At 51.7% G+C, this 24,621-nt stretch carries 23 protein-coding genes and 1 tRNA gene; 10 read left to right on the forward strand and 14 right to left on the reverse strand.

Features of this window, described 5'->3' with window-relative positions:
- The first annotated feature begins 9 nt into the window (after window positions 1-9).
- A complete protein-coding gene (locus NTX59_13100; protein ID MCX5786612.1) occupies window positions 10-1,185 on the forward strand; it encodes a class I SAM-dependent rRNA methyltransferase in 1,176 nt (391 codons plus the stop codon).
- 115 nt (window positions 1,186-1,300) lie between these two features.
- Here the strand turns inward: NTX59_13100 and NTX59_13105 are convergent, their stop codons facing one another.
- Window positions 1,301-1,672, reverse strand: a complete 372-nt coding sequence (locus NTX59_13105) for a response regulator (GenBank protein ID MCX5786613.1) — start codon at window positions 1,670-1,672, stop codon at window positions 1,301-1,303.
- Between the two features lie 21 nt (window positions 1,673-1,693).
- Window positions 1,694-1,765, reverse strand: a tRNA-Phe gene (locus NTX59_13110).
- Between the two features lie 145 nt (window positions 1,766-1,910).
- Here NTX59_13110 and NTX59_13115 point away from each other — a divergent pair.
- The 7 genes from NTX59_13115 (at window position 1,911) to NTX59_13145 (ending at window position 6,441) form a co-directional block, all read left to right on the forward strand.
- Complete coding sequence (locus NTX59_13115; protein ID MCX5786614.1) at window positions 1,911-3,014, forward strand: ATP-binding protein; 1,104 nt, start codon at window positions 1,911-1,913, stop codon at window positions 3,012-3,014.
- Between the two features lie 105 nt (window positions 3,015-3,119).
- A complete protein-coding gene (locus NTX59_13120) occupies window positions 3,120-3,878 on the forward strand; it encodes a TIGR02757 family protein (protein ID MCX5786615.1) in 759 nt (252 codons plus the stop codon).
- 30 nt (window positions 3,879-3,908) lie between these two features.
- Entirely contained in the window at window positions 3,909-4,481 is a 573-nt protein-coding gene (locus NTX59_13125) for a rubrerythrin family protein (protein ID MCX5786616.1), read from the forward strand.
- Window positions 4,482-4,583: 102 nt separating this feature from the next.
- Window positions 4,584-5,141, forward strand: coding sequence for a thiol peroxidase (gene tpx, locus NTX59_13130; GenBank protein ID MCX5786617.1), 558 nt, complete (start codon window positions 4,584-4,586; stop codon window positions 5,139-5,141).
- Window positions 5,142-5,254: 113 nt separating this feature from the next.
- Window positions 5,255-5,638 carry a desulfoferrodoxin gene (locus tag NTX59_13135; GenBank protein MCX5786618.1) on the forward strand — a complete coding sequence of 128 codons (384 nt, stop codon included), beginning with the start codon at window positions 5,255-5,257 and terminating at the stop codon, window positions 5,636-5,638.
- A gap of 126 nt (window positions 5,639-5,764) precedes the next feature.
- Complete coding sequence (locus NTX59_13140; protein ID MCX5786619.1) at window positions 5,765-6,277, forward strand: flavin reductase family protein; 513 nt, start codon at window positions 5,765-5,767, stop codon at window positions 6,275-6,277.
- A 2-nt stretch (window positions 6,278-6,279) separates the two neighbouring features.
- Window positions 6,280-6,441, forward strand: coding sequence for a rubredoxin (locus tag NTX59_13145; protein ID MCX5786620.1), 162 nt, complete (start codon window positions 6,280-6,282; stop codon window positions 6,439-6,441).
- A gap of 85 nt (window positions 6,442-6,526) precedes the next feature.
- Here the strand turns inward: NTX59_13145 and NTX59_13150 are convergent, their stop codons facing one another.
- On the reverse strand, window positions 6,527-8,281 hold the full coding sequence (locus NTX59_13150; protein ID MCX5786621.1) for a hypothetical protein: 1,755 nt from the start codon (window positions 8,279-8,281) through the stop codon (window positions 6,527-6,529).
- 117 nt (window positions 8,282-8,398) lie between these two features.
- On the opposite strand from NTX59_13150, the gene NTX59_13155 reads away from it, so the two are divergent.
- On the forward strand, window positions 8,399-8,878 hold the full coding sequence (locus NTX59_13155; GenBank protein ID MCX5786622.1) for a rhodanese-like domain-containing protein: 480 nt from the start codon (window positions 8,399-8,401) through the stop codon (window positions 8,876-8,878).
- A 92-nt stretch (window positions 8,879-8,970) separates the two neighbouring features.
- Here the strand turns inward: NTX59_13155 and NTX59_13160 are convergent, their stop codons facing one another.
- From NTX59_13160 to NTX59_13205, 10 genes are all read right to left on the reverse strand, one after another.
- On the reverse strand, window positions 8,971-10,266 hold the full coding sequence (locus NTX59_13160) for an ABC transporter permease (protein ID MCX5786623.1): 1,296 nt from the start codon (window positions 10,264-10,266) through the stop codon (window positions 8,971-8,973).
- A gap of 101 nt (window positions 10,267-10,367) precedes the next feature.
- Window positions 10,368-11,030 carry an ABC transporter ATP-binding protein gene (locus NTX59_13165; GenBank protein ID MCX5786624.1) on the reverse strand — a complete coding sequence of 221 codons (663 nt, stop codon included), beginning with the start codon at window positions 11,028-11,030 and terminating at the stop codon, window positions 10,368-10,370.
- Between the two features lie 3 nt (window positions 11,031-11,033).
- On the reverse strand, window positions 11,034-12,023 hold the full coding sequence (locus NTX59_13170) for an efflux RND transporter periplasmic adaptor subunit (protein ID MCX5786625.1): 990 nt from the start codon (window positions 12,021-12,023) through the stop codon (window positions 11,034-11,036).
- Window positions 12,024-12,102: 79 nt separating this feature from the next.
- Complete coding sequence (locus tag NTX59_13175; protein ID MCX5786626.1) at window positions 12,103-13,389, reverse strand: TolC family protein; 1,287 nt, start codon at window positions 13,387-13,389, stop codon at window positions 12,103-12,105.
- Window positions 13,390-13,891: 502 nt separating this feature from the next.
- Complete coding sequence (locus tag NTX59_13180; GenBank protein MCX5786627.1) at window positions 13,892-15,343, reverse strand: glutamine synthetase family protein; 1,452 nt, start codon at window positions 15,341-15,343, stop codon at window positions 13,892-13,894.
- 118 nt (window positions 15,344-15,461) lie between these two features.
- Window positions 15,462-17,774: a molybdopterin-dependent oxidoreductase gene (locus NTX59_13185; protein ID MCX5786628.1), complete on the reverse strand. Its 2,313-nt coding sequence runs from the start codon at window positions 17,772-17,774 to the stop codon at window positions 15,462-15,464.
- A gap of 47 nt (window positions 17,775-17,821) precedes the next feature.
- Window positions 17,822-18,328, reverse strand: coding sequence for a (2Fe-2S)-binding protein (locus NTX59_13190; GenBank protein ID MCX5786629.1), 507 nt, complete (start codon window positions 18,326-18,328; stop codon window positions 17,822-17,824).
- Window positions 18,329-18,338: 10 nt separating this feature from the next.
- Window positions 18,339-19,148, reverse strand: coding sequence for an FAD binding domain-containing protein (locus tag NTX59_13195; protein ID MCX5786630.1), 810 nt, complete (start codon window positions 19,146-19,148; stop codon window positions 18,339-18,341).
- A 43-nt stretch (window positions 19,149-19,191) separates the two neighbouring features.
- On the reverse strand, window positions 19,192-20,034 hold the full coding sequence (locus tag NTX59_13200; protein MCX5786631.1) for an FAD binding domain-containing protein: 843 nt from the start codon (window positions 20,032-20,034) through the stop codon (window positions 19,192-19,194).
- Window positions 20,035-20,314: 280 nt separating this feature from the next.
- On the reverse strand, window positions 20,315-20,800 hold the full coding sequence (locus NTX59_13205) for a hypothetical protein (GenBank protein ID MCX5786632.1): 486 nt from the start codon (window positions 20,798-20,800) through the stop codon (window positions 20,315-20,317).
- A gap of 106 nt (window positions 20,801-20,906) precedes the next feature.
- Here NTX59_13205 and NTX59_13210 point away from each other — a divergent pair, with 106 nt between their 5' ends.
- A complete protein-coding gene (locus NTX59_13210) occupies window positions 20,907-21,749 on the forward strand; it encodes a tetratricopeptide repeat protein (protein MCX5786633.1) in 843 nt (280 codons plus the stop codon).
- An 850-nt stretch (window positions 21,750-22,599) separates the two neighbouring features.
- On the opposite strand, the gene NTX59_13215 is transcribed toward NTX59_13210, so the two are convergent.
- Window positions 22,600-24,321 (reverse strand): hypothetical protein, encoded by a 1,722-nt coding sequence (locus NTX59_13215; protein ID MCX5786634.1) that lies wholly within the window; start codon window positions 24,319-24,321, stop codon window positions 22,600-22,602.
- Between the last annotated feature and the right edge of the window lie 300 nt (window positions 24,322-24,621).

Genomic DNA, 24,621 nt, shown 5'->3' on the forward strand with positions numbered 1-24,621 from the left:
AGGACTACTATGCAAAATCTGCAGTTAAAAGCCGACGGCGGCAAAAGAATAGCCGGGGGACACCTTTGGGTGTTCTCGAACGAGCTTGTAACCGTGGATAAGACAATAGAGCCCGGATCTATTTGCGGAGTGCTCTACCCCGACGGCAAACCCGCCGGCGCCGGTTTTTTCAACCCGCACAGCCTTATCGCAATGCGGCTGCTGGTGAACAGCACGCTGGAGCTGAAAAGCGATTTTGTATCGGACCGCCTGAAAAAGGCCCTGGATTACCGGAAGGCCCTGGGTGTTGAGCGATTCTGCCGCCTGTGCTACAGCGAGGCCGATGGGATGCCGGGACTGGTGATAGACCGCTACGGCGACTATCTGGTAATGGAATTGCTGTCGGCCGGCACGGAAAAACTTAAAAACGAAATACTTGACGCCGTGAAACAATTGCTGGCTCCCAAAGCGGTCCTTTTGAAAAACACACACCCCTTCAGAACACTGGAAGGCCTTAAACTGTACGAGGAAAATGCTTTTGGCGAAATGCCGGAAACGGCGGAAATAGAGGAAAACGCGCTGAAATATAAAGTGCGCCTGGCGCTCGGGCAAAAGACCGGCTGGTATTTTGACCAGCGTGAAAACAGGGCGGCCATGGCCCCTTATTTCAAGGGAAGAAAAGTGCTTGACCTTTACACTTACCTTGGCGGTTTCGCCATAACGGCGGCCGCCTCAGGCGCGCAACAAGTGTGGGCGGTGGATTCCTCGCAGGCCGCCGTGGAACTGGCGGAAGAGAACGCGGCCCGGAACGGCCTTGCAGAAAAGATAGTGTTTAAGAAAGAAGACGCGGAAAGGATCTTGTCCGCCGCCTCGCGGAAAGAACTGCCGGATCAGCCGGATTTCATACTGCTTGACCCGCCGAATCTGGTGCGGAGCAAAAAGAACCTTAACCAGGCAGCGAAGCTTTTTATCAGGCTGAACGCCCAGGCGCTGTCCGCCCTGCCGGAGGGCGGGCTGCTTGCAACCTCTTCCTGTTCCCACCATATCTCGCGTGAAATTTTCACGGATATTCTCGCCCATGCTGCCGCCAAAGCCGGCAGGAAAACGATACTGCTGGAACTGCGCTCACAAGCCAAAGACCACCCGATACTTCTGAACATGCCTGAAACCGAATACCTGCATTTCGCATTGTTAAAAGTGATTTAGTAATGAGTGATTAAGTTATTAAGTTTATGTAAAAAGAACGGCCTGATGTTTCAGGCCGTTCTTTTATTTATCGAACTTAATCACTAAATTACTGAATCACTCAATCACTTACGCTTCACGAAAGTATGCTTTTTACCACTTTCAGTATTTCTTCGCGGCTGGAGGGTTTTGTAAGGTAAGTTTTGGCGCCATAGTCTATGGCCTGCTGTATTTCGGACATGCTGCCCTCAACGGTCAGCATTATCACCGGCACCGATTTGGTGAACTGGCTGGATTTTATCTCTTTGCAGGCCTTCAGGCCGCTCATCTTCGGCATGTGTATGTCAAGCATCACCAGCGCCGGCAGCTCTTTTTTGGCCTTTTCAACAGCTTCAAGGCCGTTTTCGGCCGTAATCACGCTATAACCGGCTTTTGAAAGCAACGACTTGAGCATTTCAAGCATATCCAAATCATCATCAGCTATAAGTATCTTCTGGGTCATGGACATAATAATCACCGTATGAAAACCTGCCGCGGGTTGGGATCGAACCAACGACACCTGGTTTTTCAGACCAGTGCTCTACCACTGAGCTACCGCGGCATTTGTGGTATTGCTACATTGGTAATATTAGCATTTTTATAAAAAGAGGTTAAGGTTTCCGTTCAGCTTTGTTGCAAAAAAGCAGAAATGTCATATAAATGCCAGCTTTCCCGACAGAAGATTATATTTTGCTAAAATATAACGGATGGAAACCTCAAAAGAAATTTCCGGAACGCTTTTAAGCGCCATGGATCAGATTTACGAGACCGTTTTTTTGACGGACTCGGAGGGGACCATTCTTTACGCCAATCCGGCCTTTGAGAAACTGACAGGCTTTACGCCTTCGGATTTTCTGGGTAAAAAGCCCAACATCCTTAAAAGCGGGGCTCACAGCCGGGATTTCTACAAAGAAATGTGGGACACGCTTAAAGCCGGGGAACCATGGGTCGGCAGGCTGGTAAACAAGCGCAAGGACGGTTCACAATATACCGAAGAACTGCGAGTCTGCCCTGTTAAAACAGCCTCCGGTGAAATAAAATACTTCTTCGCGATCCTGCGGGACATCACTAAAGAGCTGACTCTGGAAGCCCAGCTTCTGCAAAGCCAGAAAATGGAATCCCTCGGCCTGCTCTCAGGCCAGCTTTCACACGACTTTAACAACTTGCTTACCATTGTAATAGGTTCGACCGAGGTGATCTTAGAGGACACAAAGGACACAAAGGAAAACGCCACCTCCCGCGTACTGCTTAAAGGGATACTGGAAAACTCAAAAAAATACTCACTTCTTCTAAAGCAGCTGCTTATTTTCGCGCGCAAGCACGACTCCGACATTAAAGCGATGGATTTAAACTCCATGCTCTCGGATATACTTCCCCTCATTAAAACAACGCTTTCTGCCCGCATAAAACTTGAGTATGATCTGGGCAAAGACTTGAAAAACGCCAAAGCTGACTCGGAACAACTGAAGCAGGTTATAATAAACATCCTCATGAATGCCAGGGACGCCATGCCCGAAGGCGGGATGCTGGCCATTAAGACGGAAAACATCTCATTGAAGGACGGCGCCCTGCACCTTTTGAAGGGCGGTGAATATATATTGCTTACAATTTCCGACACCGGCTGCGGCATCCCTCCCGAAACCCTGGACCATATTTTTGAGCCCTTTTTCACCACCAAGCCCAAGGGCAAAGGCACAGGACTTGGACTTTCCACCGCATACGGCATAATAGCCAACCACAACGGAAAAATACTCGTAAAAAGTGAGCCCGGCAAGGGCACGGCGTTTTACATTTACCTGCCGGCAGCCTGAGAATAGAGGGTAGAAACTAGAGTTTAGAGGCCGGCGGTTAGGGATTAGGGAAGGAGTTTCTTATCTATACCCTTTCCCCCCGCCCCTAGCCCCTGCCGTTTTATTATGCTCCCTGATAAAAGTTATTTTGAAGCCGCCTACAGAAAATATAACCGGGCCGAATTTATCCACCCTGACCCGCTGGAATTCGTTTGGCAATATAAATCGCCCGGCGACATGGAAACAGCGGGCCTGATCGCCGCCTGCCTCGCCTACGGCAATGTAAAACAGATACTTAAAAGCGTTGAAAAAGTCCTGTCACCGATGGGCAAATCACCGGCGCTCTGGCTTAAAAGCACTCCTGACGCGGCAATTAAAAAAACTTTTTCCGGGTTCAAGCACCGCTTTACCACCGGCGCTGAAATGACCATTTTCCTTTTAAACATAAAGAACGCCGTTAAACAACATGGTTCCATTGAAAAATGCTTCCTGAAAAATTACCGGCCGCAAGACGAAGATCTAAGCGCGTCGCTTTACGCTTTTGTGAACGAATTTAATTCGGGAGCCCGCGCCCCCACGCTTACTCCCTGTCCGGAGAAAAAAAGCTCCTTCAAACGCATAAACCTTTACCTGCGCTGGATGGCCCGCAAAGACGCCGTTGACCCCGGCGTGTGGACAAAGATCCCCCCTTCAAAACTTATAATACCGCTGGACACTCATATGTTCCAGGTCTCGAAAAAGCTGGGCCTTACCGCGCGGAACGCCGCCTCCATGCAAACCGCCCTTGAAATAACCGCCGCTTTCAGACGCGTCTCTCCCAAAGACCCCGTAAAATACGACTTCGCCCTGACCAGAACCGGGATACTTAGGCTCAGTGAAATTTGATAGAATTTACAACAGTCAAGGAGGACAAAAATGAGACTTAAAAATTCAAAAACCGAAAAAAATCTGCTTAAGGCTTTTGCCGGGGAGTCACAGGCGCGGAACCGTTATACCTATTTTGCCAGCGCCGCTAAAAAAGAGGGCTATTTCCAGATCTCTAAAGCCTTCGAAGAAACCGCTGAACAGGAAAAAGAGCACGCTAAGCGCTTTTTTAATTTTCTTGAAGGCGGAGAAGTGGTAATAGAGGCCGCTTTTCCTGCCGGTATTGTATGCGATACCAAGGCCAACCTGAAAGCCTCGGCTGACGGTGAAAACCACGAATGGGGCAGTCTGTACCCGGAATTCGCAAAAATAGCCCGCGACGAGGGCTTTGAGCCCGTGGCGAAAACATTTGAAGCCATTTCAATAGCCGAAAAACAGCATGAAAGGCGCTACCGCGGACTGCTTAAAAACATTGAAGAAGGAAAAGTATTCAAGAAAGACAAAAAGGTTAAATGGCGCTGCCTGAACTGCGGTTATGTGCACGAAGGAGCAGAAGCCCCTGAAAACTGCCCCGCCTGCGCTCACCCCAGGGCCTACTTCGAATTGCTCGCGGAGAATTGGTAATGAAACGGCAGAGGCTAGCGTATAGGTGCGAGGGAAGATTTATAAAGAACTCCTTCCCCAACCTCTGGTCTCTAGCCCCTATAACCTAACAAAAGGACTACTATGGACGAAAACTTAAACATCAACGAGCCTGAACAGGTCAAAGAGATCATAAAACGCACCGTAACCATGCAGGGCAGGCTGATGACCCTGCTCGGAGATGAAATAAAACCCGGCATGCCGGCCCCTGACTTCAAGGTGATCGACAACGAAATGCTCCCCATGAAGTTCTCCCGCACTTATAAAGGCAAGATAACCATAATTTCCGTGGTGCCTTCTCTTGACACGCCTATCTGCGACCTGCAGACCCGACGCTTCAATACTGAAGCTGAGGCGCTGGATCCGGATATAAACATCATCACCATCAGCATGGACCTTCCTTTCGCCCAGAAACGCTGGTGCGGGGCGGCCGGGGTTAAGCGGCTTAAAACCTATTCGGATTATCAGAAAGCGGACTTCGGCAAGTCGTACGGCGTGCTTATAAAAGAACTGCGCTTGCTTGCACGCTCCGTTTTCATAGTGGACAAGGACGGGCTTGTAAAGTACGCGCAGATCGTGCCGGAAGTGGCCAAAGAGCCGAACTACGAAGAAGTTATGACCGCGCTTAAGGCGCTGGTGTAAAAACTACGCTTTAGGCCATATGCCGTATGCCATAAGCGATTAAGGAATTCTTTAAAAAGCCTATGGCCTATGGCTTAAAGCATAAGGCAGATATAACATTTACGGGAGAATATATGGCTGAACCTAAAGAAATATACAAGTGCGATACCTGCGGCAATATTGTAGAAGTCCTGCATGGCGGACCGGGCGTAATGATCTGCTGCGGTTCGGACATGCGGCTGTTATTTGAAAACACCACCGACGCGGCCAAAGAAAAACATGTACCAGTGATAGAAAAAACCAAGGCGGGCATAAAGGTAAAGATCGGCTCCGTGCCGCACCCGATGGAAGAGAAGCATTTTATTGAATGGATAGAGCTTGTGGCGGACGGCAAGTCTTTCCGCGAATTCCTGAAGCCGGGCCAGCCGGCGGAAGCCGTTTTCTGCGTCTGTTTTGAGCCGAAGGAATTATACGCCAGAGAATACTGCAATCTGCACGGGCTCTGGAAAAGCTTATAAACGATAACTGCTCAGGTTGTAAGGTTCACGGTTCAGAGTCCACGGTTATTTTTTAAGGATTTGCGTGTTTCTGAACCGCTGAACCGTGAACCTGATGACCGACTTCAAATGATTGAACGCGCGATAATCGACAAGGCCCTGTCCAAACTTTCTTACGGACTCTACATCGTTTCCTCACGCGAGGGTGAAAAGTTTAACGGGCAAATAGTGAATTCCGTTTTTCAGGTGACGGCCGAACCGCCTAAGGTTGCGGTAAGCCTCCACAAGAACAACCTCACACATTCCTATGTGGAAAAAAGCCGCGTATTTTCGGTTTCGGTGCTGGACCAGAACGCACCCATGACGTGCATAGGCCTTTTCGGATTCAAGTGCGGACGGGAGATAGATAAGTTCGCCAAAATTTCGCACAAGGTCAGTGACGGTTGTCCGATGGTGACCGAAAACGCCCTCAGCGTATTCGCGTGCAAAGTCGTATCCAGCCTTGACATAGGGACACATACCCTGTTTATAGGCGAGGTTTATGACGCGGAAACATTGAAAGACGGCACACCGCTTACTTACGATTACTATCGGAACGCAAAAAAAGGCAAGACCCAGAAGAATGCGACCACTTATACGGCGCCGCCGAAAGGAACATGAATATGAAAAAATACGTATGCAAACTTTGCGGTTATATCTACGACCCGGCTGTCGGCGACCCGGACAATAATATCCCCGCCGGCACAGCTTTTGAAAAACTGCCGGCAACATGGGTGTGCCCCGTTTGCGGGGCCGGAAAAGAAGAATTTGAACAGGAAAGTTAGAGTAACGACAGGGGCTAGCGGCTGGGGATCAGGGGTTTAGGAAAGGAGTTTATTATTTTCATCCCTATTCCCTCACCCCTAAACGCTAGCCCCTGCTTCTGATGCATTCCGCCTCGCGGTTAAGGCCCTGGCGGTCGAACATATCGGAAAGCTTTTCAAGCCCCTCCTTATCCCCCGTAAGATCATAGACAAAAATTGAATAGCCGGCCGTAAATAATGGTTTCCTTTGTTTAAGCCAGCCAAACACGTCGTGGTCCGGAAAATAAACCCCCTGCAGATTAGTGGCTGAAACGGCAAGAAGCGGCCTTTTCAGCGCACATATATCCTCGCCCGTGCCGTCAAGCTCCACGTTGGACAGCCCCCCCGGCAATAGAATATATTTTATACCGTAATACTCAGGCCTTGCCACTCCGAAATAGGAAAGAACAACCGGAGGATTTCCCAATTTTTTCAAGCCCGCGCCAAGAGGTTTCAGGTCCTGGCCCCAGTCGTAATTTGAGTCCGCCATATATTTCCAGCCGTTCTCAGGCCCGCCGGCAAGCTCGTTGAAATAAGAGAGATAAAAAGGATGGGTGACAAAAAGCAGCCAGAACCAGGAAAGCGCTAAAAGCAACACCAGCCATTTCAGTATTTTCCCGCCCTTTTCAAAAATAAACGCAAGCCCTAACCCCGCCGAAAGGGCCAAAAACGGCATAACAGGCATTATATGCCTGAAACCTATCTGTACTTTAGCCGTGAGAGCTGAGATAAAATAAAAAGCCGCAGGCAGGAGAATCCACAAGAAAGCTGTGACACTGGCCTGTCGCGGGCCACTGGCGCTGTCCGCGACTGTGCGCGATCTGCGAAAAACAGCCCAAAGCCCCGCGACCGAAAAAAGAAGCGCTGCCAAAGGCGTTTTTAGCGCCAACGCCATAGGGAAATACCACCAGACTCCGTTCAGCGAATATGTTCCTAAAGCGAAAGAAGATCTGCCGGCGTTCAGCTTTGTCAAGGTAACATACAGGCCTTCATAATACAGCTCCAGATCGAACTTGTAAACCAGGGCTAATGTAAAAACAGAAACGGCGGCAAACACCGCAGAGTACCATATAAGCCTTGAGAGGCGCAGCTTCGGTTCAAGCAAATTGTGAAGTATCCACATACCGATAATCAGCGGCGGCAGAACGAACATGCTGAACTTTGAGGCCATGGCAAGCCCCGCGGGAATGCCGGCCAGCGCCGCGTAAAAATACTGCCCCTTGTTGTCCAGCACTTCAAAGCTTTTTTTCCCCCTGGCGGCCACGCTGCGCGGCGGCAACACCGAGAACGCGTAGCCGAAGGCGAAGGCCCCGAAGTAAAATATAGCGGAAGCCGCGTCGGTGGTCACAAGGGCGTTATTTGAGATAAAAACCGGCAGGAAAGAAAAAACCGCCACGGAGCAACACGCCGCCGTAAACCCCGCCAGCTTTTTGGCGAAGAAAAACATAAAAAAAGCCGAAAGCGCCGTCCAGATCAAAAAGGTGAAGGCCCGCGCCGTGTTGAGCATTCTGTCCGCGGGAACGGTATTCTGATATAAAAACAAGTCACCGTAATGATACTGGCTGGCGTTAATAAAGTAGGGATGGGCGCAAAAGTTTTTAAGTTTATAAGCCAGCAGCGCCGCGGCGGAAAGCATTTCCGAAAAAGGCGGGTGGTCCATTATGTTCATCACATACTTGCCGGTGACAAGGTAGGAGTAGCCGCTTGAGAGATGCACGGGTTCGTCGTAGGTGGGCGCGGCCGAGCGAATAAATGAAAACCCAATCCATAAATGCAGCGCCAAAGCGCCAGCCGCCAAAGCGATCCCCGCTCTTCTGCTCATTTGGTAATATAATACAAAAAATCAGTTTCTGCCCTGCGGCTAAAATTGCTAGTATGCTTGTAGGAATTGTATTAAGCTTACCGGTTTGCCCGCCGGCAGCATCAAACGGAGGAATTCATGAAAGCATTGATCCTGACTTTCGCAATTATTGTGACGGCTGCGCTCTCCTGCTGCGCCTTTGACTGGGCGGCATTTTTCGGCGCGGGGAGCTCCGAAAAAGTTTCTTTGGTCAAATTGACGGAACCGGCCGCCGGAGAAAAACCGGGCAACTGCGACTTCCCGGTCAATATAGCGCCGGAAGAAGCGAAAAATTTCATAGAACTCAGGAATCCAACGGTCATAGACATACGGACTCCCGATGAATACGCCGCGGGCCACCTTGAAAAGGTTAACATGAACCTTGATTATTACGCCCCTGATTTCAAGGACCAGCTGGCGAAGCTGGATAAAAACGTGAAGTACCTTATCTACTGCCGCAGCGGGGGCAGGAGCGGAAAAACGCTCGTCATGATGAAAGACATGGGTTTTACCGAAGCCCATGATATCGCCGGCGGAATAAACGCATGGATAGCGGCCGGATATCCAATAGTTAAATAACGAACAATTATTTGCCATATGCCGTAGGCCATAAGCTATAAGGAAATCCCTAAAAAAGCATATGGCATACGGCTTATAGCCTACGGCGTTTTTTATTCATACCTGAGCGCTTCCACGGGGTCAAGTTTTGAGGCCTGGTAGGCGGGGTACAGCGCCGCAAAAAAACCCGTAAGCACCGCGGCCAGCACCGATATAAAAGGCATCCACCACTGGAACATCATCATGTCGGTGTCGCCCTTTGAGGCGAGATACTGCACACCCGCCATCCCTACCAAAATACCCGCCACCCCTCCGAAAAGACCCAAAAGCATGGCCTCTATCATGAACTGGGCCATAATGTCCGACCTGGTGGCCCCTATGGCGCGCCTGATGCCTATCTCTTTTATTCTTGAGAAAATGGTGGCGAGCGTAACATTCATAATGCCGATCCCGCCGGCAAGTATCGCTATGGCGCCTATGATCAGAACGGTGTACATGTCGCGCTGTTTATCGGCCAGCTTTTCCTTTATCATTTCCCTGAAATCTTTGACCTCCATGCCGCGCATCCGGCCGCCGTGCCGCTGCTGAACGAATTTTTCCGCTTTCCTTTTATACGCGTCTATGGTCTTTTCGTCGCCGGTATCTATATTTATCTCGTCCACGCCGCCGGAACTCCAGGCCCAGCCGCTTAAGAATCTCTGGGCCGTGGTTATAGGCACAAGCACATTGGACCGCTGGTCGGAAACCATGATGGAACGCAGAGGATTTTTTTCCTGCGGCGGTTCCTCAAGTATGCCGACCACGGTGTAAAGAGTGTTGCCCAGCTTCAGCGTTTTTCCGAGCATATAGTTATGCTTTATATAGTCCTGGAACTTGTCGGTCCAGGAATAGAATTTATACCACATCGGCTTTTTAAACCAGCCGCCTTCCTTGATAAGCACGCAGACGCGCGAAAAATGATCTATGTCGTACTGGTTTATGAAGCGTCCTTTCAGAGTATAAACCCACCCCCGCCGGCTCCATTGCGTATCCACCCCCTCAACCACATTATCGTCTTCAAGGGTTTCATGGCGGATCTCCACCCACTTTTTCAGCGAGGGGGCGACCATATACAGCTCAGGGAACTGATGCCTGACGGCAAGGGCGTCTTCCAGCGTTATCTGCTCTTTCGCTTCCTTGGCGTCGCTGGAGCTTTCATTCCCGTAGTTTCTCTTCATGCGCACCGTCATGCGGCCCGGCCCCGCCAGTTCAAGGGCCTTTTTAGTTCTGGTGCTCATGGAATAAATCAGGGTAAGGCTGTAAAGTATGGAAATAACGCCTATGGAAATGGCGAAAAAACTCAAAAAAGACCTCATCTTGTGATGAAATATCTCAAGCGTTCCGGTTCTTAAAGATTCAGAAATTCTCATAATAACGACGCCCTACGCTTTAAGCCGTATGCCATATGCTTTTTTGGGAGTTTCCTTATAGCTTATGGCCTAAGGCTTATGGCATATGGCATATGGCTTTCTTACTCTATTTTTCCGTCTTTCATTTTTATTATCTTTGACGCCATTTTAGCTAAATTCATGTCATGCGTGACCATAATGACCGTAAGCCCCATCTTATTAAGGTCCAGCAAAAGCTTTATTATCTCCACGCCGGTCGTGGAATCCAGGTTGCCGGTGGGCTCGTCGGCCAGTAAAAGGCGCGGTTCATTTGCCAAAGCGCGCGCCATACCCACGCGCTGGCGCTCACCGCCGGAAAGCTCAAGAGGGGTGTTTTTTTCTTTGTCTTCAAGTCCCACTTTCCGCAGCAATTCATGGGCCCTGTCAAAAGCCCGCTCTTTTTCCATTCCGCGATAGAGCATTGGCAGGCGGACATTTTCTAGCGCGGAGAATCTGGGCAGGAGATTGAAAGACTGGAAAATGAAACCTATTTCTCTGAGACGGAGCCCGGAACGGTCGGCGTCGGTGAAACCTGTCACGTTCCTTCCGCCGAAATGATAGTGTCCGCTGGTAGGATTATCCAGAAAACCGATGATGTTCAGCAGGGTGGACTTGCCGCAGCCGGACGGGCCGATAACAGCGGCGAATTCCCCCTCTTTTATCTCCAGGTCAATTCCCTTTAACGCCGGATACCCGCGAGTTTTTTCCAGCGGGTAAATCTTTTGCAAAGCTTCACATTTTATCATTGGTTATTTACCAGCGGTTTTTCCGGGTGCGCCCATGCCCGCGTTTACGGCCGGCTTATCCGCTTCAATATTGAGGGGCTTGTCGGTATAAACCTGGTCACCCTCTTTCAGCCCGTTTAATATCTCAACGTCTATCTCATTTCTAAGCCCTGTAGCGACATCCGCCTTTTTGGCTTTACCACCGGGGACGTACAAGTAAGCGAACCGCTTGCCGCTTTCTTCAAAAAGCCCGGAAATAGGCATTTTCAGAATATTTTTCTTTGAGTCTATCACCGTTTCGATGCGCGCGGTCATACCCGGGCGGAGCGCGGCCGCCTGCTGATTGATCCCCACTTCCACCCTGAAACTTTTAACTCCCGAGCGGTTGTCTTTTTCCGCCTTGGGCGAGATAAGGCTTATGCGGCCGGCCAGGTCCAAAAACGGAAGGGCATCCACCGTGACTTTTACCGCCATGTTTTTTTTGAGTTTGAGCACTTCCATTTCGCTGACATTGAGCTTCACTATCATCTGGCTCATGTCGCCTATCTGCATCAGGCAGGTGGGATTGCCGGAATCATAAACGCCGGAAATACGCTGGCCGGCTTTAGCCATGGCCGCTTCTTCATTCCAGCCGCGGCCTTCACAGGGCATAACCGTGCCGGAAAGCGGAGAGATCACTTCAACCGGCAGATATTTATCAGCTTCGCTCTGGCCCGGCTGCACCATGGCTATCTTCTGCCCCTTTACTATGCCTTCCCCCTCCGTTACCCGTATCTCGTCAAGAATGCCGCCCACTTTGGCAAAAACCTCCACCAGCTGTCTGGGATTGACATCGCCCACATCCTGGAATTTTACTTCTATATCCCCTTTTGAAACCGAAACTTTTTCTATATCGGCCTCCACCGCGGAGGTTTTTTTGTAAAGCTTATATCCCCACCAGCCGCCTCCGGAGAGGACAGCGGCCGCGGCCGCATAGATTACAGTCTTTAAAGCTATTTTTCTGATTCTTTTCATAGCATAAAATCCCTTGAACTTTCAGTTTTCTATTTTCATTCCCTATTCGCTATTCTCTATCCGCCATCCTCTGTCCACCCTACCACAGCTGCCTGCCCTGCGCCTTGTCATATGCGGCTTTGGCGATAAGCAGGTCGTAAAGGGCGTTGGCAAGTTCGCTCTGCGAGCCAAGGTCGTCGCTTTGAGCGTCGGTAAGTTCGATCATGCTGGAGCGTCCCTCGTTGTATTTTCCCTGCAATATTTCCAGGTTCTGTTTTGATATCCCGGCTTTCATGCCGGAAACTTCATAGCGCTTGAGAGCCGTTTCCAGAGCCAGGCGCGCCGAAACCACTTCCCGCCTGATGGAAAGTTCCTCATTGTAAAGCGAACGTCTGGCCCTTTCAAGCCCGGTCCTGGCTTCAAAAGCCGCAGAAATATTGGAAAAGGTTTTGGGACCGAGCGGCATGGTAAGGGCAAGGCTCAGCCAATAGGTGGGATTGATTGTTCCGGCCGCCAGAGTCCGCAAAGAACCTATGTTCTGACGGTTATAGTAGGCGTCCACCGAAAAATCAGGAAATTCCGATATCGCGGCTCTGCGGGATGAGAATTCCGCCTGGCTGAGTTCAAAGCGGCTTATATCCAGTTCCGGCCTGTGCTCAAGGGCGTATTTGACGCCGTCATGGCCGGGAAGCAGCGCCGCCGTGGAACAGGAAACGAAATCTTCCAACTCCACCTCCTGCTCCGGCTCGCGAAACAGGGACAAATTGAAATCCATCACGGAATTTTTATAGTCCGCAAGCGAGGTCGCTTCCGAAAGCTGGCCTGAGCGCACATTAAGTTCGCTTTTAAGCACATCGGAATAGCTTTTCAACCCCTCTTTGTAATAGTTCTGCACTTTGTCGTACTGCTCCTGATAGGCTTTTAAACTAACCCGTACCACTTCCAAAAGCCGTTTTTTGCGCAGTACGTCATAATAAACCCCCAAGGCGTTCAGGGTCACGCGCTGACGCTCCTGCCAGAGCGCGCGTCCGGATATTTTGCCGGACAGCCGGCTTACATCCAGCGACAGTTTGTCCTTGGAATTATTGTAAAGATTCAGACTGGCCGACAGGCCGGCCGAAATATCGCTATTGTAAAACCGCAGTTTAGGGTCGTTGTAAACGGAATAAGGGTAATCGGAAACGCTCAGCGTAACGGCCGGCAGATAAAAAGCGGCCAGGTCCGCCGTAAACTTTTTCTGCTGTATGTCGTATGCTTCCGCCGCTTTTTTTATGTCGTAGGAGACTTTGAAAACCTCCGCCTTGTAGGCGGACAGTGTCCAGGTATCGGCGCAAGCCGGGCAGGAAAAGACGACCAAAGCGGCGATAGAAGGGAGCAATTTTCGCATAAGGTTAATCATACAAAATTGCCGCAGCCGGAATTGCTTATGTCGGACAGGCGCCCAGGGATTAAAGTAGCGGCACATACCGGCTTAATTCGTAGCCGGTCACATTACTGAGCCACTCGTAAGTAATGTCCGCGCTGGCCGGGACGATTTTGGAGCGAAACAAGGAACGAGGAGCGCGCATAGCGGGGCTATGTAAGTGACGAGTGACGCAGTTGCAGCCCAAAAGCGCCCGGCCCTTCCCCAAAGGGGAAGGGAGGCTTGCCTTTGAGCGACTGCTTCGTTGCTCCTCACTCACAGACCCCCGGTATGCTCATTCGTCGCGCCTCGCATTCATCTCAAATTCAAGCCTCCAACGGGGACATTACTTACGAGTGGCTCAGTAGTACGGTATACGAATGAAAGCCACATCCATAAATGCAGCGCCAAAGCGCCGCGGTTTCCCGCGCTATAACCCGGCTAGGCCGTCTGACGAGCATAGCTCCTGATACGGCACAGCCATAGGCTAGAACTTATGCCAGAGCATCTGCGTGGTTATGTCATGGTGAAACAGCACTTCCGAGGTTTTAACCACGGTGCCAAGTTCCCTGGGGCTGCGGTCGGCGGCGGCCTGCTTGTGCGCGGCATATTTCTCGTGCGGGGCCGTGCCCAGCATATTCCTTATAAATTCACTGCCGCGGAAGATGCGCAGCGCGTCATAGATGTTGCCGGGCAGAAAGCGCACACGGTCGCGCTTGCTCTCATCTTTGGTAAGGGGCTCGCCATCGAGCGCTGTGCGCAGCAGCGCGTACAGGGAGAGATAGGGATTCGCGTCCGGAGCCACGGAGCGTATCTCCAGCCGGGCGGATCTCTCGTTGCCGGCCGGTATGCGTATCATAGCGCCGCGGTCTACCGACGAGACCTTTATCTGGTTGGGCGCTTCAAAATGCGGGTCCAGCCGCCGGTAGGCGTTCACGCTTGAATTTAGTATCAGCGACAACTCCTGCGCATGGTTCAGGATCCGGGAGATCACGTCCCAGGCGGCCTTGGAAAGGCCGTCCTCGCCTTTCGCGTCGTGGAAGATGTTCTTCCCGCCTTTAGAAAACGACAGGTTCAAGTGCATGCCGCTGCCGTTGACTCCGGAAACCGGCTTGGGAAGAAAAGTGGCCGTCATACCCATGTTGGCGGCTACCTGCCGGCAGACCAGCTTGTAAAGCTGTACCAGGTCACAGGCGCGCACCACGCCGGCGTGGGAAAAGTTGAGCTCGAACTGGGACGGGGCCACCTCCGGATGGTCCTTTTCGTTGCGGAAACCCATCGAGCGCTGCGCCTCCGCGGCGGTATCGATGAAGTTTTTCAGCGGGGCCAGCGGCAGCGAATGAAAGTAGCCGCCGGTGGATATAAGCTGGAAACCCGTATCGTCGTTGTAGGACTGCTCGGCGTTAAGCCCCTTCACCACGAAACCCTCCACCTCGGCCGCTACGTTCGCGGTCAGACCCCGTGTCTTTTTCATTTCAAGGGCCAGGCCGGTCAGGCGGGCGCGGAAATCAGACTCATAGGTGGTCTTGTCGCGGTTAAGGACGGTGCCGAACATTATAACCTTGCCGGGGCCGAAAACGTCGGAAGGCAGCCAGACAATACTTCCCCAGTCGATACCGAGGCGCAGGTCCGATTCCTTCTGCGTCGTGAACCCGCGGATGGAAGAGCCGTCGAAGGTCAGGTTGTCGTTGGCACGCAGGAAATGCTGCTTGTCGTAATCCAGCATATGAAAACGGCCTTCGATATCGGTGAAGCAGACCGTAACCGCTTTCAGGCGTTTTTCCTTCAGCAGGTAGGCGCAGTATTTTTTTTCCAATTCGTCCGGGCTCAGCTTTTCGGCGGCGACTGCGGCTTCCAGGTTCAGCGCCTCAAGTTCATCGTAGGGGATCTCCAGAAAGTTCTTCAGGGGATTGTGTTCCACTGGCATGGTTTTAGACATATAAGCCCTCTTTTTATCAAAATGATTAATAACTAGTATAAATATACATCAAATTATGATAAATGTCAACACTTTTATCATATATACTCACTTAAAACTATAACAGAAGGGGGATGGTTTACTTCGCTTTCTTTAACGCCGCCAGCACTTTATCCGGCGTGAAGGGAGCGTCAAAAAGCCTTATTCCGACCGCGTTATGAACAGCGTTGGCCACCGCCGGCAAAGGCCCGTTTATGCCTATCTCCGAAACCGATTTGGCGCCGAAGGGGCCGTTGGGTTCCCATGAGGGAATTATGAAGGTGCGCACAGGGGGCGTGTCGGCCGAGGAGAATATCTTGTAACGGCGGAAAGAGGCGTTAAGCGGAGTGCCGTTGGAGGAGAACTCCATTTCCTCCGAAAGCGTGTGGCTTATGCCGTTAAGCACCGCCCCGTCGTTCTGGCCCTCGGCCAGTGTAGGATTTACGGCCGTGCCGCAATCCACGCAGGAAACATAATCCAGTATTTTTATTTTGCCGGTTTCGGTGTCCACTTCGACCTCCACGAAGTTCGCCTGGAAAGGAGGCGGCGAGGTATGCGCGAAGTGTGAAGCCGAGGCGGTTATCTGGTGCTGGTCGTAATAATAAAGCGAAGTATTAGCCACCTCGCTCAAGAGACATGAAGCCCCGGTCTTTGAGACGACTTTTCCCCCCTCAAGACGCAAGTCTTCCTTTTTGGCGTCAAGTATTTTAGCCGCCACTTCAATTATCATCTCTCGGACTTTTTCGGCGGTTTTTTTAACCGCGCCGCCCGAAATAAAAGTGGTGGATGAGGCGTAGGCTCCGACGTCAAAAGGCGTAAGGTCCGTGTCCGACGAATAAACTATCATATCCCCGGTTTTTACACCCAGCACTTCAGCCGCTATCTGGGCAAGGATGGTGTCTGAGCCCGTGCCAAGGTCCGTCGCGCCTATAAGCAGGTTAAAAGAGCCGTCCTCGTTCATTTTTATGGTGGCGGAGGCCATGTCCACTTCGGGAATGCCGGAGCCCTGCATCATGCAGGCCATACCGAGTCCCCGGCGGATCGGGCCGGTCTGTTCGCGATACTTCGCGGACTTCTCTTTCCATTTTATTTCAGCCAGGCCCTTATCTATGGCTTCAAAAAGGCCGGTGGAAGTTATAACCTGCTCAACGCCCTCCCGGCCTTCTCCCATGGCCTTAAACACCGGCGAGCCCTCGCCAAGCCGTATATAATTCCTGCGCCTGAATTCAACGGGGTCCATGCCTATTTTTTCAGCCATCATATCCATCAGGCAGTCCCAGGCGAAAAAACCCTGGGTGGCGCCGTAACCGCGGTAAGCGCCTGACACCGGCATATTGGTATAAACGCTGCGCCCGATAAACCGGATATTATTCTTGATCTTATAGAAAGGCAGGGTGTGAGAGCCTGCGCACATCATAACCGTAAGCGCGTGCGAGCCGTAAGCGCCGGTGTTAAGGGTTATTTCCATCTCCGCGTCGGTTATAGTACCGTCCTTTTTCACTCCGGCCTTCATGCGCACGGTGGACGGGTGGCGGGTGCGCGAAGACACAAAGGTCTCGCGGCGGGTGTATTCGATCTTCACCGGCCGGCCGGTCTTAAGGGCAAGCGCCGCCGTAATATCCTCAAGCAGCACCTCCTGCTTTGAACCGAAACCGCCGCCTATGCGGGGTTTTATAACGCGTATTTTTTTTACGGGGATGTTAAGCGCCTGCGCCACTATGCGCCGCACATGAAAAGGCACCTGTGTGGAAGTCCGCAGCACCAGCCGGCCGAAATGGTCAAAAGAGGCTATAGTTACATGCGGCTCCAGGGCGCAATGCTGCAAATAGGGGATTTTCCAGGAATGTTCCAGCACAAAATCAGCTTCTTTGAACCACTCGCCGTTTTTCACCTCAAAGTCGAATTTGGCCGCTATGTTATGTTTCGCGTCGGGGATATTCTTTGAATCCGGCTCGTCATGTATTACCGGAGCGCCGTCTTTCATAGCTTCAAAGGTGTCAAAAACCGCCGGCAGCAGTTTATATTCCACTTTTATTTTAGAGAGGGCCTCATGGGCCGCCTCGGGCGTTTCCGCCGCCACGGCGGCTACGCGGTCGCCGACAAAGCGCACCTTGCTGTCAAGGGTATAGGTATCATAAGGCGAAGGCTCGGGGTAACCCTGGCCGGCGGTGGTGTGCGGCACGCGCGGCAGGTCCTTATAGGTCAGGACGGCTTTCACGCCGGGGACTTTAAGCGCGTCGGAAACGTCTATCTTTTTTATTTCGGCGTGAGCGTGCGGGCTCCAGAGTATTTTGCCGCATAGCAGACCCTGGAAATCCACATCATCGGTAAACACGGGCTCGCCGCAGGCAAGGCCCATGGCATCTATTTTAATTACCGGCTTGTTGACTATTTTCAGATTTTTAGTATCCATAAATTTCCTCGTAATGTTCGCCATAGGTATAAAGTCCGCCATACGGCTTAAGGCTTCTTCTTAAGCTTTTTCGCCGCGATTTTCACCGCCTCTATCTGTTTCACATAGCCGGTACAGCGGCACAGGTTCCCATCCAAAGCCTTTCTTATTTCCGCCTCTGAAGGGTTCGGCGTCCTGTCAAGCAGCTGCTTGGAGGAAAGTATCATGCCCGGTATGCAAAACCCGCATTGTACGGCGCCCGACTCCACAAAAGCTTCCTGTATAGGGTGCGGCTTTTGAACGGTGCCAAGTCCCTCTATAGTGATAATTTCACCCTCATGCGCGGCCACCGCCGGCACTAGACAACCCAGCACAGGCCTTCCATTCAGTATTACCGTGCAGGAACCGCAATCGCCTGTGTCACAGCCTTTTTTGACGCCTTTCCAGCCGTGGCGGCGCAACGCGTCCAGAAGAAATTCGCTGTTCTTAACCGAGAGCTCCCGCTTTTCACCGTTCACGGTGACCATTATTTCAAAAAAACCTTTTTTGGTTTCTATCCTGGCGTTATTTTTCATATTGTCCTCTTTAAATGGAATCCACAAAACGCCTAAGCAGGTTGGATGCCGCGGCCGCGCGGTATTCGCCGGCATTAGCGGCCTCCAGTTCACCGGCAAAGGCGGCGGCGCAGGCAGCGGGAAGCTCGCCCGCCAGCACGGCCTTTTCGGACGCAAGCGCCCTGAACGGTTTCGGAGAAAGCGCCCCGACCGAGATCCTGGCCTGTGAAACGGTCGTTCCTTTCTTTTCCACTGCGAAAAAAAGCTTTATGTACGACTCCCAACTGGACTCCGTTTTAGCTAACTTAATGAACTCGCACTTCCACTTTCTGGTCTTTGCGGGGATTATTATCTCGCTTATAAGGCAGTCCAGGCCGGGGCGCAGCCCGGAAACGTAAAGATCCTGAAAGTCCACAAGCTTCGAGCCGGACTTCGCCTGTATGCGCACCTTGGCGTCCAGGCCCAGCAATACTACCGGGAATATATTGAAGGAATGAGGACGCGCTATGTTGCCGCCTATCGTAGCCATGTTGCGTATGAGCTGGCTGGAACACTTGGCGGCGGCGGCTGAAATAACCCCGCCACCCCAATCACGGCAAAGCTTGGACCGGTCTATTTCATCAAAAGAAGCGCCAGCCCCTATTACAAGGTTGCCGCCTGAAATTTTTATTCCCCTGATGGGGAGGTGCTTAAGGTCCAGGTAGGTTTCAACAGTATCAGGAAGGGTCTTGGCTACCAGAGTGCCGCCGGCCACCGCCATAGCCTTGTATTTTTTGTTCAATAGCAAAGCCAGAGCCTCTTTTACAGTTTGCGGGAAAGCGTAATATTTTATATGGGTCATAGGTGTCTCCTAAAAACTGCATCTGCTGCGGGAGCCATAGGCCTTAAGCCCTAAGTTTTTGCAAGGCCCTTGAAACCAAAACTCCGCACATTTCACGCCGGTAATCAGCCTCGGAACGAGTGTCGGTTATGGGGTTTACTTCGGTTTTTACAAGCTCGGCCGCTTTAGCAATCACTTCAGCGGCAAGACGCTTGCCGGAAAGGAAGGCTGAGGTTTTCGCGGCATAAACCATAACCGGCCCGACCGAAGCCAAAGCTATTGATACTTTTCCCGCCGCGCCGGTTTTTATTTCGGCTGACACAGCAACCGCCACCTTTGAGATGCCGAAGTAAGACCTGGGACCGAGTTTCTGATAAGCGGCGGTGTGCTTCCATTTAGGTATTTCAAAACCGGTAATAATTTCGTCTTTTTTGAGCGCGGTTTTTTTGGGGCCTAAAAAAAGGCCGGAAAGCGGCATCTTTCTTTTTTGACCTTTCAATTCCAGGCAAACCAAAGCGCGCTCAGAAACCAGGGCGCAAACGCCGTCGGCGCAGGGGCTGGCGTTCGCGGCGTTGCCGCCGAGCGTGGCCATGTTGCGCAGACTTGGGCTGGCGAAATGTGGTATAGACGCTATCAAAGCCGGCAGCCAGCGGAGGGCCAGAGGAGAATTCTCTATCTCCGAGATTTTAACCGCGGCACCTATGAAAACGGATTTTTTTGTTTCTTTAATCCCGCGCAGTTCGCCAAGCGAGCTTATATCCAGCCAGCAATCGGAATCGTCCGAACCGGCATTTGAGATATTAACCAGATCGGTGCCGCCGGCCAGATATTTCCGCTTAAGCGGAAGTGCGGGAATAATTTTCCAGAGTTCTCTAAGATTTTTTGGTCTGACGATGAAAGAGGGCATAAGATAAGTTTCAAGGCCGTTTGTTGACCATACGCCCTGATACGGCTAAATATTACAATATAATTATGTGCTTAATCTATTATTTGCGAGGTTCCCCCACATCGGCAATTATCCAGACAGGTTAAATTACGGCGAGTTGATTATACCAGTCATCACTCGGTGTGAGACCTATATACCAAATACGTCTGTTAGCCAACTTTTTTTAGGCTGAAACAGACTAATAGTAGGTGTCTGGAGGTGTTTTTTGATTTAGAAAAAGCGCTTAAATCATGCCCGATTATTAGCGGTGTTTTATGGGGTTCCCGCCGACAGATCGCATCTGCATCTGATGCGGAAATACAGCAAAAACAGGCTCATGATAGTCGACGACTTCCTGATAACGCCCTTGTCGGACGCCACCCGGGCTGACTTCCTGGAGGTTATCGAGGACCGGTGCGGGTCCGGCGACATGGTTATTACCAGCCAGTGCCCTACCAAGGAGTGGCATCCCAATATAGGGGACCGACCATTGCGGACGCCATATACGACCGGCTGCTGCATAATCCCTATAAAATAAAATTGAGAGGTTAATCCCTGCGGAAACGGCAGAAGCCGGATTAAGAAGAGAAGCCGTGCGGATTAAGCAAAAAATATTTGACAGACAGGAGAGAAAAGAGCTACGTTTTAAAGAACCCGAGCGTTGTTTCGCTACGACTCGGCCGATTTCCAGCGGAACGGTGGCCGGCTTGAGAACGGAATCAGTGGCCGATTTCAGTGTAATATGCATACTGTAGGGCCTCACCTTAGAATTACGGTGATATGATGCGCAAGTCGGTCAAATTCGGTACAATGCTTTTTACCATCTGATTTCCAACCCTGTATAGAGGTCTGCCATGAGAAGAACGATCTGTCAAAGTATTTGCTTGGCCATGATTCTTGCGCAAACTGCGTGTGTTGGTGTTGAGAATGTCAAGAATCCTTCCCTAAGCGAACTTCGGTCCCGAGTGGGGAATCATCTGCTCTTGGGCTTGTCCCCAGAGGGAGGGCCAGGTAGTGCAGCATATATTGAAAATGAGTGCCAGCTTGAAGACATATTCATTCTGCCGTCGAGTACAGACCATAATGGTGTCGATGCGGTTCTGCAGTTAACATTTCTGGGATCATTCACTGGGGTCAAAGTTGAAATTCTATCTGCCTTTTCAGGGGCAGTAGTCTATACCGGCCATGCCACATATTGGAGCTTTCGCAGATTCTGCAATGATCTCCGTAGAATTGTAACCCAAGAATTTAAACCCGGCGCGGAACCTTACGCAAGGGTCCTCGCCGAGAAGCGCCAACAACGGGACCCAAACAGTTTACCTGCATGCGACGACCGTGACAAGTTCGCGGCCCGGCAGCAGGATGAGGAATCCGCATTCCAACACGCCCTGCAGAAGATCGAGTCTGGTGACGTTCCGTCGAAATTGCCGGAGGCGGTTCACAAAGCCTCTGTACAGGCAATCTATGCGGTTCGACAGACCCGCTTTTCAGACGCTGTGGATCGCTACGCCGAGGGACTGAAAGTGGCGCCTTGGTGGTCTAAGGGACACTTCAATCAAGCACTCGTCCTCGAGAAGCTAGGATGTTTTCCAGAGGCGATTCGTGCCATGAAGCGCTATCTTTTGCTCGTTCCTGCGGCACCCGATGCCCAACAGGTTCAGGATAAAATTTACGCTTGGGAAAGCATCCCTCAGTGAATGGACCTGGGTAAGAATTCTAGACCTCCTGTTATGGCCCCCGCCAAATCTGTCTTTTTTTTTGTTCAAAGGCCTGCCGCCACCCTGTAACGCGTCGGAGCGCGCAGGTGAGGCACAAACATCCTGAAGGCATTAAGGCGGAGGCAACGGCCTTGTACGTCTTTCTTGCCGGACCAGGAAGGACACGTCCGCCATCAAGTCTGAGTTGGAGACAGCTTTCCTTCGAGATATAAATTGCGGCCTATACGACACTCGGCCGACCTACGGATTCGACGAGACCGGCCTGGGCTTGGTGTCCCAGGCCATGACCGTATTCCTCGAATCCACGGACTATGCGAGTTGCATCCGCAAGGCGGTCTCACTGGGAAGGGATATGGACACTCTCGCGTGCATCGCAGGGGCGTAGCCCAAGCATTCTACGGCTGTGTGCCCAAGGACATCGGCAAGTAAGCCCGGATGCGGCGACCGGCGGAAATGTTGGTCGTCGTTGGCGCCTTCAACGCGAGATTCGGGCTCTAGCGTCGCTCTGTTTCGTCGCACCTGGCGTTTGCTCCCCGTCGACACAGATGGCGGCATAGATTCTACTTCTGCACTATCTTGACTTCCCGGGCGAATATCTTGTCTTGGATCGCTTGGACATTCACGGAATAGGGGCTTGCCACAAGGTAGAGCTTGAAGTTGCGTATTGCATCATCCAGGTAGCCCGCGCCCTCTTCCACAAGCGCTAAGTTGTAGTAGGTGCTGCTTCACTAGGGAGCGATGCCAATGGCTTCCATCAATTCCGAGATTGCATATCCTCTGCGCTCGGCCCGCCCAAGAATTGCGCCGAAGGCACCGATTCTTGGACTTCCTAATAAACAGCTCCGGATTCCAGGGACTTCCTAATAAAAATCTTCAGCTTGTCAACCTCAACTTCCGAATGTGTTTTCGCCGCCTGGACATCATGTTCGAGCTGATCATAAACCTTCTGGTTGACCGACATAAGCGCCATCCGATAATCTGAATCCACTTCTTCTTTCTTGGCTAGATCGTCGCCCCGCCGAATGATGCCTTGCGCTTCCATCTTATCCCACTCGGCATTCATGCTTTTAACGGCTTTCCGGCAGGCCTTATATTTTCTGGCCGTTTCCATCTCGTTAATCCGGTTAAATTCCTTGTCCACGATCTCGTCCAGCGCCGGATATTGCCCATGTCTGTAGTTGAATCCGGGGTCGGGGTCGTGGAACAAGTTATTAAAATCTTCACTGGCGAACTGCATGCCCAACTTCGTCTTGTCAAAACGTTTAAAAAATGTGTCCGCGGTTTCCCCCTGTTTGGGAAGGCTTTCTCCCTTCGGCAGTTCGATTAAGGGATTCAGAAGTGGGAGGTTCGGATTCTTGGGAAAGATTCTTGGCTTGCCGGGGAAGAGGAGTTCTATATCCGCAGCATCGGACGGTGCGGCAACAGGGCTGGCCGTTTTTCCCTGCGAAACCTCGCGCCCCTCTATACCGTACTCACTGGGCGTCACTGCGGATGGGAATGAACCCGAACCCGGGATCTTGGCAGGTGGAAGCTTGGCTGAAGCATTTGTGCGCTTGTCAAAGTCCGCGCGACCATCTTCACGGACGGCCTCAGGGGAACCGAGTTGCTTCGCTTCCTTGGCCGGGCTTGCCTGCTTGGATGGTTCAGTAGGGGGCTTCATGTCAGAAGACTCATCCTCTGGCTTTGCGGTCTGGGTCACGTCAGATGTAGTGGAGGCGGAGTCCTCCGCGCCTCCTTCGTCTTCAAACTCCTGGGAAGCTCTCCGGGCGCGCTTTTCCGCCTTATCATTGGAGGCAAGCCGCTCAGCCGAGGCATCACTGGTCTGAGGTTGCGGCGTCTCATCGATGTCCTTAAATTCAAGCTCGCCTAAGGCCGCAACCTCTTTAGCGGCTTTCGGCACTTGCTTAACTGCCGTGGGTTTACTGGCGGCAGAGGGGCAATCAGGCGGGTCTTCCGCATACTCTGCATCGGCCGAGGAGTCCGACAAAGCCGACGGACCGCCACAACGCTTATCCCATCTTCTTTTGTTGCGATAGTAGGCGGCCAACTTGGCCGCATAGTCGTCTTTGATCATGACTATCGGCCGTGAAGGATAAAGGATTGAAGTGAGGTGAAAACGGCACCAAGAGCGCTGCGCTCCCGTCATCTTATCGAGCAACTCGTGCCGCTGCGTCATATCCTCTTCAGCCTGCTGTCTACGCAGAGAATCGAGTTTCCGGCGCGCGGCAGGGGTCAAGCACCGCTGCTTTGGGACATCATCGCCATCCTTGAAGGCCAGCTCAGTGGAATCGGCGTTCTTGAAGGTTAGGCTGTCACGGCTGACTCCATTCATGTCGCCGAGAAGCTCCTCTTTGTCCGCCTCTAATTTCCTATGCCGCGCTTCTTCATACTTCTTGTGCCTGCGCTGGTACTCTTGCTGCTGCGATTGCCTGTGCTGTTCCTGTTTCTGCTGGAGTTCCTCCTTACGTCGCTTTTCTTCTGGACTACCATAGAACAGATCATGGATACCCTGCTGGATGGCAGGCGCGTTATTCTGGAGAAACTGCATCATCGGATCGCTGGAGGTCGACGATCCGCCGCTGCCGCTATGTGAACTAGCATCGGTGCAATCACATCTCCCTACAGCGCCCATGTTCGCCCCGGAGCAAGAGGCAACGGGTCTACTCCCAGAAGCGGCGCCATATATTGCCGCGCAATCAGAAGAATTCCCACAGTTCCAAGAGAAAAAACACTGCGCGGCCTCAGCGGAGCCGCTTTGCGTCTGTATAATGAATAGTAGAAAAGCAGTTAATCGTAGATATTTGCACATAGTCTTTCCTATCGGTATCTCCCCAAAAGAACATCCAACAAA

Source organism: Elusimicrobiota bacterium (genome assembly GCA_026388155.1).
Taxonomy (GTDB): domain Bacteria; phylum Elusimicrobiota; class Elusimicrobia; order Elusimicrobiales; family UBA9959; genus UBA9634.